The sequence below is a fragment of the Pantoea sp. Tr-811 genome (assembly GCF_011752535.1).
Lineage (GTDB): Bacteria > Pseudomonadota > Gammaproteobacteria > Pseudomonadales > Pseudomonadaceae > Aquipseudomonas.
Genome location: NZ_VWXJ01000029.1, coordinates 1 through 18,770, shown reverse-complemented (window position 1 = coordinate 18,770; position 18,770 = coordinate 1). Strand labels below are relative to the sequence as shown.

The window sequence follows — 18,770 nt, the reverse complement described above, 5'->3', positions numbered from 1 at the left end:
GACCGCCGAGCCGTCAGTCGGCCTGGGCTTGCAGCATCCACTGGCCGTCGCTTTCACGGGCCAGGCCGCTGGCCGGCAGCAGCGCCAGCAGGCGTTCGTGCAGGGTCGCGTCGGTGAAGGTCTTGAGGGTGGCCAAATCCAGCGCGCCAACCAGGCTGAGCTCGGCCTTGGTGTACGACAGCCAGGCCTTTTTCAGCACCTGGGCGACGTCGCTGCCGGCGGTGCTGGCGAAGCGGCGGTGCCACTGGCGGCCTTCGAAGGTGAAGCTGTGGGCATGGCTGTAGCGGCTTTGGTCTTCACCTTCGGCGCAGCGGTGGCAGCGGCAAGGGCCTTCGCCGAAGGCATTGCGCAGGTAGCTGTTGAAGTCCACGACGGGCTTGAGGGTCAGGCGTTTGTCGACCTCGAACAGGTCGGCGATCAGGGGTTCTTCGGCGCTCACTCAGGTGTCCTCGTGTGGTGTGGCGTGCATCGGCGGGCACCCTAACAGATTGGGCCCGCTTTTGCAGGTCCGGCCTCTTCGCGGGGCAAGCCCGCTCCTACACGGACCAACCTGTAGGAGCGGGCTTGCCCCGCGAAGAGGCCGGTAGAGACAACCGCCACCGCCTGCCGTACTCTACGCGCCCATACGCCAACACTCTTTTGAGGTAACCCCGCTTGAGCACCCAGTACCCGTGCACCGCCACCGTGACCATCAGCGCCGAAGACCGCGGCGGCGACACCGAGGCCTCGGAAAACCCCGGCATGCGCGTTGGCCTGGAAGCGGTAACCGAAACCCTGAAGAAGGTGCATTTCGTCGGTACGCTCGCCGCTCCGGAAAAACCTGCCACGCACATCTGCGTGACCCTGGAGAACGGCCTGACCTACTACGGCCCCATCGTCAACGGCCACGCCGAACTCGAAGGCGGCTGGATCGCCTTCGAGTCCGACATGCTCACCCCTGAAGAGCTGGGCCTGTAAGCCTCAGGCCAGCTCGCCCAGGCACTGCTCCAGGATATCCAAGCCTTCTTCGAGCACCGCCTGCTCGATGGTCAGTGGTGCCAGCAGGCGAATGATGTGCCGCGCCTTGCCGCTGGGCATCAGCAGCAACCCCTTGGCCCGCGCGGCCTCCAGCACCTTGGCCAGGTGCGCCGGCGCCGGGCTGCCATCGGCATTGACCAGTTCGATGCCGCGCATGGCGCCCACCCCGGTCAGGCGGCCGATGAACGGGCTCAACCCTGACGCTTTCCAGCGCCCATGGCGGCTGACGATCGCCTGCTCCTGGCGTTCACCCCAGGTGGCAAGGTTTTCATCGCTCATCTGCGCCAGGCTCGCCAGGGCCGCCGCGCAAGCAATCGGGTTGCCCGAGTAAGTGCCACCCAGCCCCCCTTTAGGCAGCGCCGCCAGCAGCGCCTGGCGCCCGACCACCGCGCCCAGCGGCAGGCCACCGGCAATGCTTTTTGCCAGCAGCAGCAGGTCGGGCTCTATCCCCAGGCGCGGGAAGGCGAAGCGCTGGCCGGTGCGGCCGAAACCGGACTGGATTTCATCGATGATGATGAGAATCCCGTGCGCGTCGCAGAAGCGGCGCAGGGCCTGGGCGAAGGCCGGGTCCAGGGCGAGGAAGCCGCCTTCGCCTTGCACCGGCTCGAAGATGAACGCCGCCACGTCCTCCACCGCCAGCTCGACGCTGAACAGCCGCTCCATGGCCTTGAGCGCCTGTTCGCAGGTGATGCCGGTGTCGCTGCCGGGGTAGGGCAGGTGGTACACCGGCCCTGGCAGCTCGCCAACCCGTTGCTTGTAGGGGGCGACCTTGCCGTTGAGGTTCAGGGTGGCCAGGGTGCGGCCGTGGAAACCACCGTCGAAGGCGATGATGGCGCGCTTGCCGGTGGCGCCGCGGGCCACTTTCAGGGCGTTTTCCGCCGCTTCAGCACCGCTGTTGGTGAGCATGCCGGCCAGCGGGTAGCTGACCGGGACGAACTGGCGCAGGCGCTCCATCAGTTCCAGATAGGGCGCATGGGGGGCGGCGTTGAAGGCGTAATGGGTCAGGCGGCTGGCCTGGGCCTGGACGGCGGCGACCACCGCCGGGTTGCAGTGGCCCAGGTTGAGCACGCCGATACCGCCGACGAAGTCGATGTAACGTTTGCCGTCGGTGTCCCAGACTTCGGCGTTACGGCCATGGGAAAGTGTGATCGGGTGAACGATGGCAATGGACTGGCTGATACTTTCCTGGTTCATGGGCACGCGGACCTTGTTCGAGTTTCTTACTATCCAAGCGTGCCGGGGACGCTGTGCGCAAACGAATTATCCGATCGGGGTCATTCCTCTGATTCATGAACTTGTGTGCGACCTGTAGGAGCGGGCTTGCCCCGCGAAAGGGCCGCCTAGGGTGCCTCAATCCCCCTCGGCCACCCGCTCCCGAATCCACTGCACGAACGCCCGCACCTTGGGCACCTCGGCCGCATGCTCGGCATGGGCCATGAAGTGCCGCCCATTGCTCGCCACCGGGTGGTCCCAGGCCACCACCAGCTTGCCCTCGGCCAGTTCCTCGGCCACCAGGTAACGCGGAATCAGGGCAATCCCGCAGCCGGCGATGGCCGCGCGGATGCACAGGTAGAACGTGTCGAACCTGGGCCCGTGGTAGCTGTTCTGGCTGTGCAAGCCCAGCCCCAGGAACCACTCGTGCCACGCCTCTGGCCGCGAAGCGCACTGCAGCAGGCGGTGCTCGGTCAACGCCTGGGCACTGGCGAAGCCGCAGCTGGCGCGCAGTTGCGGGGCGCACACCGGCACCACCGCCTCGCTGAACAGCTCGATGCAGGTTGCCCCTGGCCAGGTGCCCTGGCCGAAGAAGAACGCGATATCCGCCTTGGCCTGCACCAGGTCGAAGGGCTCCAGTTCGTTGCGGATGTCCAGGTGGATGCGTGGATGGCGGTCACCGAAACCCTTGAGCCGCGGCACCAGCCAGCGCGCACCGAAGGTCGGCTGGGTGGCGATGCGCAGCACCTCGGTTTCGTCGCCGTAGCTGAGGATGTAGCGGCTGGAGATGTCGATCTGGGTGAGGATCTTGTTCACCTCGGTGAGGTACAGGGCACCGGCCGGGGTCAGGTGCAGGCGCCTGCGAATACGCTGGAACAGCGAGTGCGCAAGCATGTCCTCAAGCTGCGCTACCTGCTTGCTGACGGCGCTCTGGGTCAGGTGCAGCTCCTGCGCGGCGCGGGTGAAGCTCAGGTGGCGGGCAGCGGCTTCGAAGCATTGCAAGGCGGTGGTCGAGGGCATCAGGCGTTTGGGCATGGCAGGCGCGTACCGAGCAAAAAAGGAAGAAGTTCATTCCATATCGGAATCATGTGCTTCGAAAAGGTCGTTTGTTGACCTCGCTCTATAGATTAATACTTGCCTCGACCAACGAAGACAACCCGGTTCGGCGAAGAGGAGGAAAGTGCACGACCGGCCATTAAAAACAACAACAACGCGCACAACGACCTAGACGAATTCTGCTCCAACTTTTCAGCTGTCAGTCATGACGGCCGACCCATTCGAGGGTTCTCCATGGCTTCGCTACACAACAACAAACAGCGTTCCTTGCAGCACGGCCTGACCTCCCGTCAGGTGTCCATGATCTCCATCGCCGGTATCATCGGCGCTGGCCTGTTCATCGGTTCCTCCAACGCCATCGCCACTGCTGGCCCGGCCATTCTCATCTCCTACGCCATGACCGGCCTGCTGGTGCTGCTGGTGATGCGCATGCTCGGCGAAATGGCCATCGCCAACCCCAACAGCGGCTCGTTCTCCACCTATGCCTCCGAGGCCATCGGCCCTTGGGCGGGCTTTACCATCGGCTGGCTGTACTGGTGGTTCTGGGTGCTGATCATTCCGGTCGAGGCCATTGCCGGCGCCGATATCCTGCATGCCTATTTCCCGGCCGTGCCGTCCTGGCTGTTCGCCTTCCTGATCATGCTGGTGCTGTCGGGCAGCAACCTGGTCAGCGTGAAGAACTTCGGCGCCTTCGAATACTGGTTCGCGCTGGTCAAGGTGATTGCCATCATTGCCTTCATCGCGGTGTGCAGCCTGGCGGTGTTCGGGTTCTGGCCGCTGGCCGAGGTGTCGGGCGTCAGCCGCCTGTGGGACAACGGCGGCTTCATGCCCAACGGCTTCGGTACAGTGCTGGGGGGCGTGCTGATTACCATCTTCTCGTTCTTCGGTGCCGAGATCGTCACCATCGCCGCCGATGAAACCGCCAACCCCAAGGACAAGATCCGCCGCGCCACCAACCTGGTGGTGTACCGCATCGCCATCTTCTACCTGGCGTCGATCTTCCTGGTGGTGTCGCTGGTGGCCTGGAACGACCCGCAGCTCAAGGCGGTGGGTTCGTTCCAGCGGGTGCTGGAAGTGCTCAACGTACCCGGCGCCAAGCTGCTGGTCGACCTGGTGGTGCTGGTGGCCGTGACCAGCTGCATGAACTCGGGCCTGTATACCGCCTCGCGGATGCTGTATTCGCTGGGGGCTCGCGGCCAGGCGTTGAGCATGACCAAGCGCATCTCCGGCGCCGGCGTGCCAACCGTGGCGGTGATCCTGTCGACCCTGGCGGGCTTCGTCGGTTGCGTCGTCAACTATGTGCTGCCCGGCAAGGTGTTTGGTTTCCTGCTGTCCACCACCGGTGCCATCGCCTTGCTGGTGTACCTGGTGATTGCCGTGTCGCAGCTGCGCATGCGCGCCCGCGCCGACCGTGAGGGGCGGCCGCTGGAGCTGAAGATGTGGCTGTTCCCGTGGCTGACCTGGCTGGTGATCGGCACCATCGTCATGGTCCTGGGCTATATGCTGTTCAGCGATGCCTACCGCTATGAAACGCTGATGACGGCGGGGGTGACCCTGTTCATCCTGCTGGTTTCGCTGACCCAGAAGGGCAGCAGGGCGGTGGCCCAGGCAGCCTGAGGCTTGGGTGCTGGAAGGGGGCGTTTCGCGCCCCCGATGGTCAAATCGCGGCGCGGTCCCTTAAAGTGGGCGTTTCCATGGATTGCAGGAAACGAGCATGACCGATCTGAGCGCTTTCCCCATCACCCGTAAATGGCCGGCGCAGCACCCCGAGCGCCTGCAGCTGTATTCGCTGCCCACGCCCAATGGCGTCAAGGTGTCGATCATGCTGGAGGAGATCGGCCTGGCCTACGAGCCGCACAAGGTCAGCTTCGACACCGACGACCAACTGACCCCCGAATTCATTTCCCTGAGCGCCAACAACAAGATCCCGGCAATCCTCGACCCCAACGGGCCGGGTGGCCAGCCGCTGGCCTTGTTCGAGTCGGGTGCGATCTTGCAGTACCTGGCGGAGAAAAGCGGGCAACTGTTGAGCCAGGACCCGGCCCAGCGCTACCAGACGCTGCAGTGGCTGATGTTCCAGATGGGCGGCATCGGGCCGATGTTCGGCCAGGTGGGGTTCTTCCATTTTTTTGCCGGCAAGGAGTACGAGGACAAGCGCCCGCGTGACCGCTACGTCAACGAATCGAAGCGCCTGCTGGGTGTGCTGGACCGTCACCTGAAAGGGCGCCAGTGGATGGTCGATGACTACAGCATCGCCGATATCGCCATCTTCCCCTGGGTGCGCAACCTGGTGGAGCGCTACAATGCACGGGATCTGGTCGGCTTCGATGAGTTCAAGGAAGTGCAGCGCGTGCTGGCCAGCTTCCTCGAACGCCCGGCCGTGCAACGGGGCCTGAAAATCCCCGCCTGACCCCCAAAACGAACGGAATTTGGGTAGGAGCGAGCGGAGCTCGCGATGGGGCGCGCAGCGGCCCAGGTTCTCAGCTTCGCAGCACAGGATGCCGGGGCTGCTTTGCAGCCCATCGCGAGCTTCGCTCGCTCCTACCCAGCGATTTGGCACAGCAGCCAGTACAGGCACCCGGCCAGCAGCATCGCCGCCGGTAGGGTGAGCACCCAGGCCATCATCAAGTTGACCAGCGTACGCTTCTGAATGCCCGAGCCATTGGCCACCATGGTGCCGGCTACCCCGGAACTCAGCACATGGGTGGTCGATACCGGCAAACCGAACATATCCGCCGCACCGATGGTGCACATTGCCACCAGCTCGGCCGAGGCGCCCTGGGCATAGCTCAGGTGCGCCTTGCCGATCTTCTCGCCCACCGTCACCACGATGCGCTTCCAGCCGACCATGGTGCCCAGCCCCAGGGCAAGGGCCACGGCTACCTTGACCCATAGCGGAATATAGCGGGTAGCGGCGTCGATCTGGGCCTTGAAGGCCTGCAGGTGGCTGAGGGTTTCGGCATCGAAGGCCACCTGCCGGTCGTGCTCCAGCAGGCGGATGGCTTCGCTGGTCAGGTACATGTCGTTGCGCACGTTGGCCATGGCCTCGGCCGGCACCCGCTGCAGCGAGCCATAGCCTTCGACTTCCTCGCCGATCATGCCCGCCAGCGCGGCCAACGCGGGCACCAGCTGCGGGCTGGCCTCGGGGGCGGCAACGAAGGCAGTGAGCACCTGGCGTGGGTCAGCCGGGGGCGCTTGCGGGGCGCTGCGCACCAACGCCTGCCGGGTGGCTTCGGCCACCGCGGAAAAATGCTGCGCCTGGTCGCTGGGCATGGTTTTGTTCAAGGCGTAGGCCATCGGCAGGGTGCCGACCAGAATCAGCATGATCAGGCCCATGCCTTTCTGGCCATCGTTGGAACCGTGGGCGAACGACACCCCGGTGCAGGTCAGAATCAGCAGGCCGCGAATCCACCAGGGCGGCGGCGTGCGGCCTTGCGGCGCCTGGTACAGCGCCTGGCGCTTGACCAGCGCACGCAGGGCGAGCAGCAGCAAGGCCGCGCAGGCAAAGCCGATCAAGGGCGAGAACAGCAAGGCGTAGCCGACCTTGCTTGCCTGCGCCCAGTCCACCCCACTGGTGCCGCTGCGCCCATGCATCAGCGCATTGGCCACGCCCACACCGATGATCGAGCCGATCAGCGTGTGCGAAGACGACGCCGGCAGCCCCAGCCACCAAGTGCCGAGGTTCCAGATGATGGCGGCCAGCAGCAGGGCGAAGACCATGGCGAAGCCGGCCGAGGAGCCCACCTGCAGAATCAGCTCCACCGGCAGCAGGGCAATGATGCCGAAGGCCACTGCGCCGCTGGAAAGCAGCACGCCAAGAAAATTGCACAGCCCCGACCACACCACTGCCACCGGTGCCGGCAGCGAATGGGTGTAGATCACCGTGGCCACCGCATTGGCGGTGTCATGAAAGCCATTGACGAACTCGAAGCCCAGGGCAACCAGCAGCGCCAGGCCCAGCAACAGGAACGGCGTGACGGTGGTGATGACCGTACCGCTGGCCGAAACATCCTGTTTCAGGCTCCAGGCGGTGTAGGCGATGCCGGCCAGGAGCAGGCCGAAGAACAGCACGAGGGTGGCACGCCCAGGCCGGTGGGAAAGCTGCGGGCCGGCCTCGCGTTGTGCCAGTGGCGGCTGGCTGGCCAGGGACGGGGTTGCCATGGGGGCTCCGGGTGGCAGTTGCCGAAGGCCCTGAGCATAGAAACAATTCCCAAGGTGGACGTGACCCGGGTCAATGAATTGCCTAGGCTCAAGACGAACGGTAGAGGCGGGAAACGTTGATGAAGTGTGGCAAACCCTTGGCGTTGATAGCCGCCACCGACGCCGATCGTGATTTCGCCCGCGACCTGACGCGAAGGGCGATGCTGCCCTATTACCGTGACTTCGACCTGTTGTGGGTGGAGGACGCCTTCGATCAGGCCTGGGGCTGGCGCGAGCAATGGCTGATCGTGCAGCAGGGCGCAGTGCTGGGCTATTGCAGCCTCAGCCAGGACCGCCAGGCCTTGTTCATTCGCGAACTGCACCTGCTGCCCGAGCACCGCGGCCGCGGCGTGGGTCAACAGGTGCTGGAAACCCTGGCCGGCTGGGCAGCGCAACGGCATTTGCCGCTGCTACGGTTGATGGTGTTCAGGAATAACCCAGCGCGGCAGCTGTACCGGCGCTGCGGGTTTGCCGAGATGGGCGAGGATGAATGCTTCGTCAGAATGCAACGCAGCATCGGTTGAGCGGTGCCGTTGCCAGGCCCGCTGCTGGCGCAATACTGGCTTGCGACGGGCGCTGGTGATGGGCATAGTGACCGCTGGGTCTACCTTTGCTCACAGGGCTGTGAGCGGTGCCCGACGATTACCCGTAACCAGGAGAAGCCTGAAATGAATGGACTCGGTCCACGCCTAAGGGAAGAGCGTGAACGGCTGGGCATGACCCAGCGTGTGTTTGGCGATATTGGCGGCGTCGAACCCAATGCCCAGGGCAAGTATGAGAGCGGCGAACGTACGCCCCGGGTCGATTACCTGGCGGCCCTGGCAGCCAAAGGCGTCGATGCGTTGTATGTCCTCAGCGGCGTGCGCACCCCGGCGCCACTGGAAAGCCTGAGCGCGGATGAAACCGGCCTGCTAGGCGCGTTCCGGCGATTGCCGAGCGCCGACCAGGCGGCTTTCGGGCACTTGCTGGGGCGGCTGGTGAGCGAGGGCGGCCACCGCGAGCTGGTGCGCCTGCCACGGCCGGAGCGTCAGACGTTTCTGAAGGAAGTTTTACGCTAGGTCCGCCATGAAAAATTTTGTTAAGGTGGCGGGATCCAATCGCCCTGTTGACGAGGTGTCTGCTTGATTAGGGTCCTAGTGGTCGACGATCACGATCTGGTACGAACCGGGATTACCCGCATGCTCGCCGATATCGATGGCCTGCAGGTGGTGGGGGAGGCAGATTCGGGCGAGTCGGCCATCAAGCTGGTCCGTGAGCTGAAGCCCGACGTCGTGCTGATGGACGTGAAGATGCCAGGCATCGGCGGCCTGGAAGCTACCCGCAAATTGCTGCGCAGCCACCCGGACATCAAGGTGGTGGCCGTCACCGTGTGCGAAGAAGACCCGTTCCCCACGCGCCTGATGCAGGCTGGGGCCGCGGGCTACCTGACCAAGGGCGCTGGCCTGGATGAAATGGTCCAGGCCATTCGCCTGGCCTTCGCCGGGCAGCGTTACATCAGCCCGCAGATTGCCCAGCAGCTGGCGCTGAAGTCGTTCCAGCCGCAAGGCTCGCCGTTCGATGCGTTGTCGGAGCGGGAAATCCAGATCGCCCTGATGATCGTCGGCTGCCAAAAGGTGCAGATCATCTCCGACAAGTTGTGCCTGTCACCCAAGACCGTCAATACTTACCGTTATCGGATCTTCGAAAAACTCTCGGTCACCAGCGACGTCGAACTGACGTTGCTGGCCGTTCGCCACGGTATGGTTGACGCAAGCCTGTAAAACCTCATGTCACAAGTCTTTGATGCCAGCGCGTTCCTGGCCACCTGCAGCGGCCGCCCGGGCGTGTACCGGATGTTCGATGCCGAGGCGCGCCTGCTTTACGTGGGCAAGGCCAAGAACCTCAAGAAACGCCTGGCCAGTTATTTCCGCAAGACGGGCCTGGCGCCGAAAACCGCCGCGCTGGTGGGGCGTATCGCTCAGGTTGAAACCACCATCACCGCCAACGAAACCGAAGCGTTGCTGCTTGAGCAGAACCTCATCAAGCAATGGCGGCCGCCGTACAACATCCTGTTGCGCGACGATAAGTCCTACCCGTATGTATTCCTGTCCGACGGTGAATTCCCACGCCTGGGGATCCACCGTGGCGCGAAGAAGGCCAAGGGCCGTTATTTCGGCCCTTACCCCAGTGCCGGGGCCATTCGTGAAAGCCTGAGCTTGCTGCAGAAGGCGTTTTCCGTGCGCCAGTGCGAAGACAGCTACTACGCCAACCGCACCCGGCCCTGCCTGCAGTACCAGATAAAACGCTGCAAGGGGCCGTGCACCGACCTGGTCAGTGCCGAGGAATACGCCGAGGATGTGCGCCATTCGGTGATGTTCCTCGAAGGCCGCAGCCAGCAGTTGGGCAATGAGCTGAACGAGGAAATGGAAAAGGCCGCCATGGCCTTGAACTTCGAAAAGGCCGCCGAGCTGCGTGACCAGATCGCCTTGTTGCGGCGGGTTCAGGACCAGCAATACATCGAAGGCGGTTCTGGCGATGTCGACGTGGTGGCGGCCTTCGTCAACCCCGGTGGCGCCTGCGTGCACCTGATCAGCGTGCGCGGTGGCCGGGTGCTGGGCAGCAAGAACTTCTTCCCGCAGGTGGGCATCGAGGAGGAGGTGGCCGAGGTGATGGCCGCGTTCCTGTCGCAATACTACCTGGGCAACGCCGAGCGCGAACTGCCCGGCGAGCTGATCGTCAACGTGGTGCACGAGGATTTTGCCACCATCACCGAGGCGCTGCAGAGCCTGCGTGGGCGCGAGCTCAGCATCAGCCACCGGGTGCGCGGCACCCGTGCGCGCTGGCAACAGCTGGCGGTGACCAACGCCGAACAGGCGCTCAATGCGCGCCTGGCCAACCGTCAGCACATGGCCGCGCGTTTCGAGGCCCTGGCCGAAGTGCTTGGCCTGGACGAGGTGCCGCAGCGCCTGGAGTGCTACGACATCAGCCACTCCAGTGGCGAAGCCACGGTGGCCAGTTGCGTGGTGTTCGGCCCCGAAGGCCCGCTGAAATCCGATTATCGCCGCTTCAATATCGAAGGCGTCACCGCAGGCGATGACTACGCGGCCATGCACCAGGCCCTGACCCGCCGCTACGGGCGTATCAAGGACGGCGAGGGCAAGCTGCCCGATGTGCTGCTGGTGGACGGCGGCAAGGGCCAGCTGAACATGGCCCGCGAAGTGATGCAGGAGCTGGCCTTCACCGACCTGACCCTGCTCGGCGTCGCCAAGGGCGTGACCCGCAAGGCCGGCTTCGAAACCCTGTACCTCAACGATGTTGCCCATGAGTTCACCCTCAAGGGCGACAACCCGGCCCTGCACCTGATTCAGCAGATCCGCGACGAAGCCCACCGTTTTGCCATCACCGGCCACCGTGCCCGGCGCGGCAAGGCGCGCCGGGTTTCCAGCCTGGAAGACGTGGCCGGGGTAGGGCCCAAGCGGCGCCGCGACCTGCTCAAGCACTTCGGTGGCCTGCAAGAGCTCAACCGCGCCAGTATCGACGAGATCGCCAAGGCGCCCGGCATCAGTAAAAAGCTTGCCGAGTCGATTTATGCCAGCCTGCATAGCGAGTAGAATGCCGGGCTCAACCCGCAGCCAGTCGTACCGATGAATATTCCAAACCTGCTCACCGTTCTACGCGTCCTGCTCATCCCGATCTTCATCCTGCTGTTCTATGTGCCCTATCACTGGAGCTACACGGCCGCCAGCACGGTGTTCGCCATCGCCGCCGCCACCGACTGGCTGGACGGCTACCTGGCCCGGCGCCTGGAGCAGAGCACGCCGTTCGGCGCCTTCCTCGACCCGGTTGCCGACAAGCTGATGGTGGCCGTGGCCCTGGTGCTGTTGGTGCAGGTGCACGCCAATTTCTGGCTGACCCTGCCGGCGGCGGTGATCATCGGCCGCGAGATCGTGGTGTCGGCCCTGCGCGAGTGGATGGCTGAGCTTGGGGCGAGGGCGCACGTGGCGGTGTCCAACCTGGGCAAGTGGAAGACTGCGGCGCAAATGCTGGCGCTGGTGATCCTGCTGGCCAACCCGCCGGTGGTGAGCTTCTGGGTAGTGCTGGGTTATGCACTGCTGCTGGTGGCGGCGGCGCTGACCCTGTGGTCGATGATGCATTACCTGCTGGCCGCCTGGCCGCACCTGCGCGAAGGTTCGGAAAAAAAATAAAACTTTTTGAATCAAGGGGTTGACGCCGTTTCAGATATCGCTAGAATGGCACCCATCACGACGCGGGAATAGCTCAGTTGGTAGAGCACGACCTTGCCAAGGTCGGGGTCGCGAGTTCGAGTCTCGTTTCCCGCTCCAGTTATAGATCTACAGAGTTCCATGGAAGTCTGTAAGTCGTTGAAAAAAGGGCCTTATGGCCCTTTTTTCGTTCCAGCGGAAACCACCGAAAACCGGCAGTATCCGGAAAGATTGAGGCCAGATTTGAGGCCAGAATTGGAAATGCCCCAATTCGCTTTTCCGGTGGAGCTTGGTGGAGCACGAGACGAGCATTTGGCCTCTGACAGGTTCAGGAGGTCACTATGGCACTCTCGGAGATGGCGATTCGGCACGCCCGAGTCACCGGCAAGGACTATACGCTCGCTGACAGCGATGGCCTGATTCTTCATATCACCGCGCAAGGTGGAAAGGTCTGGCATTTTCGTTACTACTGGGCTGGCAAGCAGAAGCGCATGTCGTTCGGCAGTTATCCGCAGCTCGGGCTGCGGGATGCGCGCACCAAGCGGGATGAAGCGCGAGCGCTATTAGCCCAAGGCACGAATCCAAGCGAGCAACGCAAGCAGCAGCGCCTTGCAGTCCGCCTCTCCAGCGATCATGCCTTCGAGGCCGTGTTCAATCAGTGGGTCGCCTTCCGCCGCTTGAGCCTCAAAGAGGGGCGTCAGAGCACGCTGTCACAGATGCTGCGCATCTTCGCCAAAGATATTCTGCCCCACATCGGTGACCGCTCCATCCATGACATCACCCGACATGTGCTCATGGCGGTGCTGGATCGTATTGAGTCTCGCGGTGCATTTACCACGGCAGAAAAGTGCCGGACCTGGCTGAATCAACTGTTTCGTTATGCACTGGTGAGGATCGCGGGCCTGGAGCATAACCCTGCGGCCGACCTTGACGTTGTGGCGATGCCGAAACCTCCGGTAGAGCATAATCCTTTCCTGCGCATGGCTGAGCTGCCCCCGCTGCTGAGTAAACTTCGTACTTATCACGGCGGTCAGCAGACCCTGTTGGGGATCTGGCTGCTGCTACTCACTGGCGTGCGCACCGGTGAGTTGCGCTTGGCTACTCCAGATCAGTTCGATCTGGAGCGTCGACTGTGGGTCATCCCGCCTGAAGTGGTTAAGCAGCTGCAGCTCAAAATGCGCAAAAGCCGTAGCCAGGCCTCCAAGGTGCCGCCCTACATCGTACCTCTGTCGGTCCAGGCGCTGGAGGTGGTGAGGCTGCTGATCGATCGTGTTGTGCCCGCGCAGCGACACTTGCTTGCCCATCGAAGTGACTTAAGTAAACGCATCAGCGAGAACACTTTGAACAGTGCGCTGCGGCGTATGGGGTTTGCTGACAAGCTCACCGGGCACGGCATGCGAGCTACCATCTCAACGGCCCTCAACGAGATCGGCTACCCAAAAGCATGGGTTGACGCACAGCTTTCACACGCGGACCCTGACAGGGTAAGCGCCTCCTACAACCACGCCGAATACGTTGAGCATCGCCGGGCAATGATGCAGGACTGGGCGAATAGACTGGATCTTTGCGCTCAAGGGAATGTACAGGCAGCAAGTGCACCCTTAACAATACGCTTGGAAGGCACAGCGTCCGTTCCGGTGCGGCCTGACGCCACACAATTTGTAGTCCCACTGCACAATGCACTCGCGCAACCTAAGCCGAATGGGGCCCGGTATGATGCCAAATCTTATAGGCGGCCGGATGTCGAGTCGCGGGCTGAGATCGGTGGCAGTGAAGTCTCAGGCATCCAAAAAGAGCGGGCGGAGATGCTCGCAGCATTTGAAGCGCCAAGTAATCTTCCACTCCCCGCATTTGCTCGGCTGGCTGGCAAGTCTCGGGATCAGCTCAATCGGGATATCAAGGCTCGGAGGTTGCTCTCAATCAGTCTTGGGAATCGGGGTCAAAGGATTCCGGATTGGCAGCTTGATCCGTTGAAGCTCAAGCTGGTGTTTGCGGTATTCGAAGCACTGCCTGCAATGGGAGCCTGGGATGTCTTCCGCATGCTGACCAATCCTCATGCAAAGCTGCGAGGAAATGCTCCTTGCACTGCTGTCACCCTTGATAATTTTGAAGAGCTATTGAGCCTTCTCACTTCCAGGCGCTAGACGCGAAGGCCACTGCTATGGGTCGATAGGCGGCCTGTCGTGAATGACGCACCACCAGATTCTGGATTTCTGCAAAGCAGCTATGCAGCTTGCACCGTGGTGCTGGTACTCACGACCGTTAGAATTGGCTTACGCACTACTCCTCGCCGAGGCTCATTCCGGGCCTCGCGAGCTCACAACGGTCGATTCCTAATAAGAACGGAGAAGCCTCATGTCATCCGGTGAAATGCAATACGCGCCGCCATTCCTCAATCCCGCTCTGTCCCCGATTCGCGTGCTTCTGTCCTACGCAAATCGGCCTGGGACCGTGTCGTTCGCCGGTGGGCATCCGGATGTGAGTCTCTTCAATGTCGATGCACTCCGGGAAGCCTCTGAGATCGTGTCGTCCCGTCTTGCTGGCTGCCTTCAATACGGCGAAACCGGTGGGCAGCCCGCGATGCGTGAGGCCGCAGCCAATTTGTCGGCAGGGAGAGGCGTTAAGGCTGATCCCAGCAGTGAAGTAATCATCACTGGTGGGTCGCAACAAGCCCTAAGCTTGGTTGCCCAAGTGATGCTGACTGTCGGCGATAAGGTCATTGTTGAAAACCCTTGTTTCCCTTCGACCGATCAAGCACTCAGGCATACCGGCGCACAGCTAATTCCAGTTACGTCCGGGGCTAGCGGCATCGAGCTGGAGGAGCTTGAGGAGGCTATCCGTCAACACCGCCCCAAAATGATGTGCGTGGTCGCGTCGTTCTCGAACCCGTCAGGTAGCACTCTCTCTGCAGAGAAACGTAAAAAACTGCTTGGGCTCGCTCTGAAGTACAAGGTTCTCCTGGTCGAGGATGATCCCTATTCGGACCTGCGCTACGCAGGCGAGCCAGTCCCTCCGATTGCCGCTTTTGCGGACGAGGAGGAGCGGAATTGGATCGTGTATTTGTCGAGCCTTTCGAAGACTGTTGCGCCGGCACTTCGTATCGGTTGGATGGTCGCACCAGCGGAGCTTCGTCGACGTTGCCTGGTTGCGAAGCAAGCCGACGATTTGTCTACCTCGCCTTGGACCCAGGAGATTGCTGCCGAGTATCTCCGAGCAGGTGCATTCCACAGTCACTTGCCTTCATTGATAAAGACGTATGGTCATCGCTGTGAAACCATGTGCTCAATGATTACCGAGCTATCCGGAGGGCGCCTCACGTTCACCAAGCCAGAGGGCGGCATGTTTGTTTGGGCTCGACTGACCGGAGGTCGGAAGGCACAAGACCTACTCCAGCACGCGATTGATCAAGAGGTTGTCTTCGTACCTGGTAATGCTTTCTACCCTGATCCAAGTAAGCAGGATCCTTCCACGCTGCGGATGTCCTTCGCTTCCGTGAACAGTGATCTGATCATTGAAGGGGTTAAGCGGTTGGTTAAAGCCATCGATATACTGGACGCGCAATAAAAGATTCTCACCTTTGAGCTTTGCTCAGTGCCTCCCGGCCTCGGCTTATACGCCAGGCCGGTTTTTTTGTTTATGGGTAAGCCTAAGCTTCAGCGGTATGATGTGTAGTCGACCGCCAGAGGGGCTATCGATCGTAAACATAAACTCTTGATGAATTTCATATGTGTCCTTGACATGTGGTTCATCAAGATCAAAGGTGTTTGTATCGAGGTTTATTAACGAATTTCGAATGCAGTGCTCACATGAGTTACATTCAGTGGGGAGGTGAAAGTTACGCGGAAAATGCCTGGATCGAAATCGACTTTAATGTCGTTGAGTCAAATGTGGGGCAGCTAAAGAGTATGTTAGGTGGTCGTGCGGGGCTGTGTGCTCAATGTGCACCTTTCGCTCAATTCTGGAGGGATGTCGCGTAATGACTTAGATATTGATACTAATCATGGTCAGGGCGAAATACTAAAAATAACCGCACTCAAGAGCATGCTGCAAATATCTTTGCAGCACTGAACGACCCCAAAAGCCACTTCGACATGGTGCGAGTTGGGGCTGCACTGTATGGCTTCAGAGGTCCTCGTCCAGAGTTTTAAGCTGCGTTGTCATTAAAAATAAGAGTAAGGCATTTGAATGTGTGCCTGAAGGGTAATACGGTGGGCTATGATAGAAAGGCAGTATTTGAGGCGGATCGGCTGCTGGCAAATCTACCGGTCGGATACTCAGATGGCTATCGTAGGGCTTTCGCAAACCGAGGAGAGGTTCTGATTCGTGATAAGAGGGTATCGGTGGTTGGCAATATTTCCATGAATATAAAGATGGTGGATGTAATCGATATTTCAGGTGCTACATTTGACGGTGAAGTAGTCTTGTTTGGTAAGCAGGGTAATGATGAGATTACTAATCCAGAAATTGAGAAGGTCGCGGGGGGTTACTAGCCGATCAATACGGTGCGTGGGGTAATTCGAATTCCCATGTTGTTGTTCGTAAGTGAATCGATTGCTGGGAGGGGGCACCAAATGGAGTGGGCGACTCATGTTTAAGCTTTTCTGGATTGAAAACTAGTAATCTGCCCAGCTTTTTAAGAGAATGCTCCGTATTGAAAAATACGGAGCATTTTTCCTTGTGGCCTAAATATAAGGCGAGCCCCGCAGCCAGTCCAGCTTGTTTGCGGGCTCGCTAGATGAGCTGATTTCCCGAGGATTACCTCGTTCGTGTCATCGACCTGAATATCGGCAGGCTGGATCTGGGGCATAAGTTTTCGACGCTGTAAAGCCCAAGGCTACTGGATGCCAAGCACACGATCCCGCCGATCAGCAAAAGCTCAACCTTTATGGTATTTTCATCGCTTTGGCTCGTCCTGGCCTTTGGAAGCTAAATGCCAGTGCAACATTGAGGTGGTGTGGTTGGTCAAATCAAGAGGGCGATCAGCGTCTTGGGTGCCAAGCAAATGATGGCCGGAAGAGCCTTTTCAGTACAAAAAAACGCCTCCGAGCAAGTCGGGGCGTTTTGTCTAACGACGTTCAGTGTGTTTTCACACAGTCTGCTATGTCGCCTTGTTTCTGTCATGAATATGTTATTAAGCGCTTGAAGCTACTGTTTCAGCCTCCTGAGCAGGAGCCGGTTTCAATTCAATACGTTTAATGGGTCCAACAATGAACAAGTGTGAGCACACGGCGAGCAATGCATTAGCCCCAATGTAGATCAATGCATATTTAAAGGAGCCGGTTGCTGCAATGATATAGCCGATGACAATGGGGGTTGTGATCGAGGAAAGGTTGCCGATCATGTTGAAGAGACCGCCAGCAACACCTACGATTTCCTTGGGTGCAGTATCCGATACGACAGCCCAAGCCTGGCCACCGAAACCCTGTCCAAAGAACGCGAGTGCCATGAAGGTCACGATGAGCCAGTCAGATTCAACGTAGTTACAGAAGACCATAGTTGTTGCGAGCAGCAGACCGCAGATAATAGGGCCTTTCCGAGCGACGCTGAGGCTATGCCCGCGACGAAGCAAGCCGTCTGAAACTGCTCCACCCGCCAGTGCGCCAATGCAGCCGCAAATTGCTGGGAGTGATGCTACAATGCCAGCTTTGAGAATATCCATGTGCCTCTCCTGGACAAGGTAAACTGGGAACCAGGTCAGGAAGAAGTACACAATCGAGTTGTTACAGAACTGAGCGAGGTAGATACCGCGCATCATTCGGTTCGCGAACAACTGACGGATGTGATTTAGAATTTGTCCTTTAGGTTGTGTGGCAGCATGTTTATCAATGTCAACCAGGCCACCGTTGGATTCAATGTAGTCTAACTCCGCAGCATTGATCAATGGGTGCTTTCTCGGCTCATAAACCGTAAAGGCCCAGACAATCGAGATGATGATTCCGAGACCACCCATAATAATGAATACGTGCTCCCAACCCATTGAGTGCACGATGTAGCCCATAATAGGAGCAAATACCACAGTGGCGAAATATGATCCGGCGTTGAAAACGGAGGTTGCAAAACCCCGTTCTTGAGTTGGGAACCATGAAGCTACAATTCGCGCATTACCTGGGTAGGATGGTGCCTCAGCAAGCCCAACAAGGAATCGCAGTAAGAACAAGCTGAGTACGATAGTGCCGGTGTTGAATTCACCAATGTGACCTTGGAGAAGAGTCAACAGCGACCACGTGAAAATCCCAATCCCGTATACTTTTTTTGAGCCGAATCGATCAAGCAGCCAGCCAGAGGGAATCTGCGCAATCACATAGGCCCAACCAAATGCAGAGAATACATAGCCGAGAGATACGGCATCAAGCCCAATATCTTTCTGAAGGCTTGGGCTTGCAATTGACAGGGTGGCTCGGTCTGCATAGTTTATCATCGTTACGATAAACAGCATGGCGAGGATCAGATAACGTGTGCGAGTTGGTTTATTTTCTTTGAGCATAATGATGCACTCACGTTGTTGTTATTGGGCCAGGACTTGGGCAGAAAAAAGCTATTCCATTGGTCCTAAGTGCGCCGCTTGTGAGCAATTGTCCCGCGTAAACATCCAATTTTTACGCCAAAAAATTGTCGCTAATAGGCTACAGATAATACAGGGTTTTACTGCACATCGACCTTTTTGTAAGTTCCGGATTCAATCCTATTCCCTCGGTCACATTGACGCACTGGAGAAGTGGAATAGCTGCTATGCATTTTTTTCATGCTTGCAGCATTGCCGTATGCGGTCACCGCTCGCTGCTGGTGAGCATGGTCTATGCTATTGTCTTTGGGAGTAGGGGCGCCCTTTCGGGCGCTTTGGGCGTCAGACAGAAGCGCTACGCTCTTTGATCTCAAAGTTAAGAATCCGATCGTTCTCGCTGTAGTCGACTGGACAGTCGATCACGTGCACGCCCGGATTGCAAATGCAGTGGTCGAGCAGCGGCAGGAAGGCTTCGGCGCTTTCCACACGGTGGCCGTTGGCACCGTAGGCTTCGGCGTATTTGACGAAGTCCGGGTTGCCGTAGTCCAGGCCGAAATCGGTGAAGCCCATGTTGGCCTGCT

At 59.9% G+C, this 18,770-nt stretch carries 17 protein-coding genes and 1 tRNA gene; 12 read left to right on the top strand and 6 right to left on the bottom strand.

Annotated elements, in window-relative coordinates; genetic code table 11:
- Positions 1-13: 13 nt before the first annotated feature.
- Positions 14-439 carry a hypothetical protein gene (locus tag F3J44_RS27815; RefSeq protein WP_167277686.1) on the bottom strand — a complete coding sequence of 142 codons (426 nt, stop codon included), beginning with the start codon at positions 437-439 and terminating at the stop codon, positions 14-16.
- 215 nt (positions 440-654) lie between these two features.
- Between F3J44_RS27815 and F3J44_RS27810 the strand changes: the two genes are divergently transcribed.
- Positions 655-957, top strand: coding sequence for a hypothetical protein (locus F3J44_RS27810; protein WP_167277684.1), 303 nt, complete (start codon positions 655-657; stop codon positions 955-957).
- 3 nt (positions 958-960) lie between these two features.
- Here F3J44_RS27810 and F3J44_RS27805 read toward each other — a convergent pair whose 3' ends face one another.
- Both F3J44_RS27805 and F3J44_RS27800 read right to left on the bottom strand, forming a co-directional pair.
- The gene (locus tag F3J44_RS27805) at positions 961-2,211 is read right to left on the bottom strand and encodes an aspartate aminotransferase family protein (RefSeq protein ID WP_167277683.1); all 1,251 of its coding nucleotides are present in this window, start codon (positions 2,209-2,211) and stop codon (positions 961-963) included.
- A gap of 156 nt (positions 2,212-2,367) precedes the next feature.
- Positions 2,368-3,264, bottom strand: a complete 897-nt coding sequence (locus F3J44_RS27800; RefSeq protein WP_167277681.1) for a LysR substrate-binding domain-containing protein — start codon at positions 3,262-3,264, stop codon at positions 2,368-2,370.
- Positions 3,265-3,519: 255 nt separating this feature from the next.
- Here F3J44_RS27800 and F3J44_RS27795 point away from each other — a divergent pair, with 255 nt between their 5' ends.
- Positions 3,520-4,902, top strand: a complete 1,383-nt coding sequence (locus tag F3J44_RS27795) for an amino acid permease (protein ID WP_167277680.1) — start codon at positions 3,520-3,522, stop codon at positions 4,900-4,902.
- Between the two features lie 97 nt (positions 4,903-4,999).
- Complete coding sequence (locus F3J44_RS27790) at positions 5,000-5,695, top strand: glutathione S-transferase N-terminal domain-containing protein (protein ID WP_167277678.1); 696 nt, start codon at positions 5,000-5,002, stop codon at positions 5,693-5,695.
- A 131-nt stretch (positions 5,696-5,826) separates the two neighbouring features.
- Here F3J44_RS27790 and F3J44_RS27785 read toward each other — a convergent pair whose 3' ends face one another.
- Complete coding sequence (locus F3J44_RS27785) at positions 5,827-7,446, bottom strand: inorganic phosphate transporter (RefSeq protein ID WP_167277676.1); 1,620 nt, start codon at positions 7,444-7,446, stop codon at positions 5,827-5,829.
- Between the two features lie 119 nt (positions 7,447-7,565).
- On the opposite strand from F3J44_RS27785, the gene F3J44_RS27780 reads away from it, so the two are divergent.
- From F3J44_RS27780 to F3J44_RS27740, 9 genes are all read left to right on the top strand, one after another.
- Positions 7,566-8,009, top strand: coding sequence for a GNAT family N-acetyltransferase (locus tag F3J44_RS27780; protein ID WP_167277675.1), 444 nt, complete (start codon positions 7,566-7,568; stop codon positions 8,007-8,009).
- A 144-nt stretch (positions 8,010-8,153) separates the two neighbouring features.
- The gene (locus tag F3J44_RS27775; RefSeq protein WP_167069898.1) at positions 8,154-8,543 is read left to right on the top strand and encodes a helix-turn-helix domain-containing protein; all 390 of its coding nucleotides are present in this window, start codon (positions 8,154-8,156) and stop codon (positions 8,541-8,543) included.
- A gap of 63 nt (positions 8,544-8,606) precedes the next feature.
- On the top strand, positions 8,607-9,245 hold the full coding sequence (gene uvrY / locus F3J44_RS27770) for a UvrY/SirA/GacA family response regulator transcription factor (protein ID WP_167069896.1): 639 nt from the start codon (positions 8,607-8,609) through the stop codon (positions 9,243-9,245).
- Positions 9,246-9,251: 6 nt separating this feature from the next.
- Positions 9,252-11,075 (top strand): excinuclease ABC subunit UvrC, encoded by a 1,824-nt coding sequence (gene uvrC / locus F3J44_RS27765; RefSeq protein WP_167277673.1) that lies wholly within the window; start codon positions 9,252-9,254, stop codon positions 11,073-11,075.
- A 33-nt stretch (positions 11,076-11,108) separates the two neighbouring features.
- Complete coding sequence (gene pgsA, locus F3J44_RS27760) at positions 11,109-11,669, top strand: CDP-diacylglycerol--glycerol-3-phosphate 3-phosphatidyltransferase (RefSeq protein WP_167069892.1); 561 nt, start codon at positions 11,109-11,111, stop codon at positions 11,667-11,669.
- Between the two features lie 62 nt (positions 11,670-11,731).
- Positions 11,732-11,807, top strand: a tRNA-Gly gene (locus tag F3J44_RS27755).
- Positions 11,808-12,028: 221 nt separating this feature from the next.
- Positions 12,029-13,831 (top strand): integrase arm-type DNA-binding domain-containing protein, encoded by a 1,803-nt coding sequence (locus F3J44_RS27750; protein ID WP_167277669.1) that lies wholly within the window; start codon positions 12,029-12,031, stop codon positions 13,829-13,831.
- Between the two features lie 211 nt (positions 13,832-14,042).
- Positions 14,043-15,251 (top strand): PLP-dependent aminotransferase family protein, encoded by a 1,209-nt coding sequence (locus tag F3J44_RS27745; RefSeq protein WP_167277668.1) that lies wholly within the window; start codon positions 14,043-14,045, stop codon positions 15,249-15,251.
- 590 nt (positions 15,252-15,841) lie between these two features.
- Positions 15,842-16,177, top strand: coding sequence for an alanine racemase C-terminal domain-containing protein (locus F3J44_RS27740; RefSeq protein WP_255457100.1), 336 nt, complete (start codon positions 15,842-15,844; stop codon positions 16,175-16,177).
- A 641-nt stretch (positions 16,178-16,818) separates the two neighbouring features.
- On the opposite strand, the gene F3J44_RS27735 is transcribed toward F3J44_RS27740, so the two are convergent.
- Positions 16,819-18,171: an MFS transporter gene (locus F3J44_RS27735; protein ID WP_167277664.1), complete on the bottom strand. Its 1,353-nt coding sequence runs from the start codon at positions 18,169-18,171 to the stop codon at positions 16,819-16,821.
- A 360-nt stretch (positions 18,172-18,531) separates the two neighbouring features.
- On the bottom strand, positions 18,532-18,770 hold a 239-nt coding region (locus tag F3J44_RS27730; RefSeq protein WP_240158560.1), incomplete at its 5' end, for a thiamine pyrophosphate-dependent enzyme.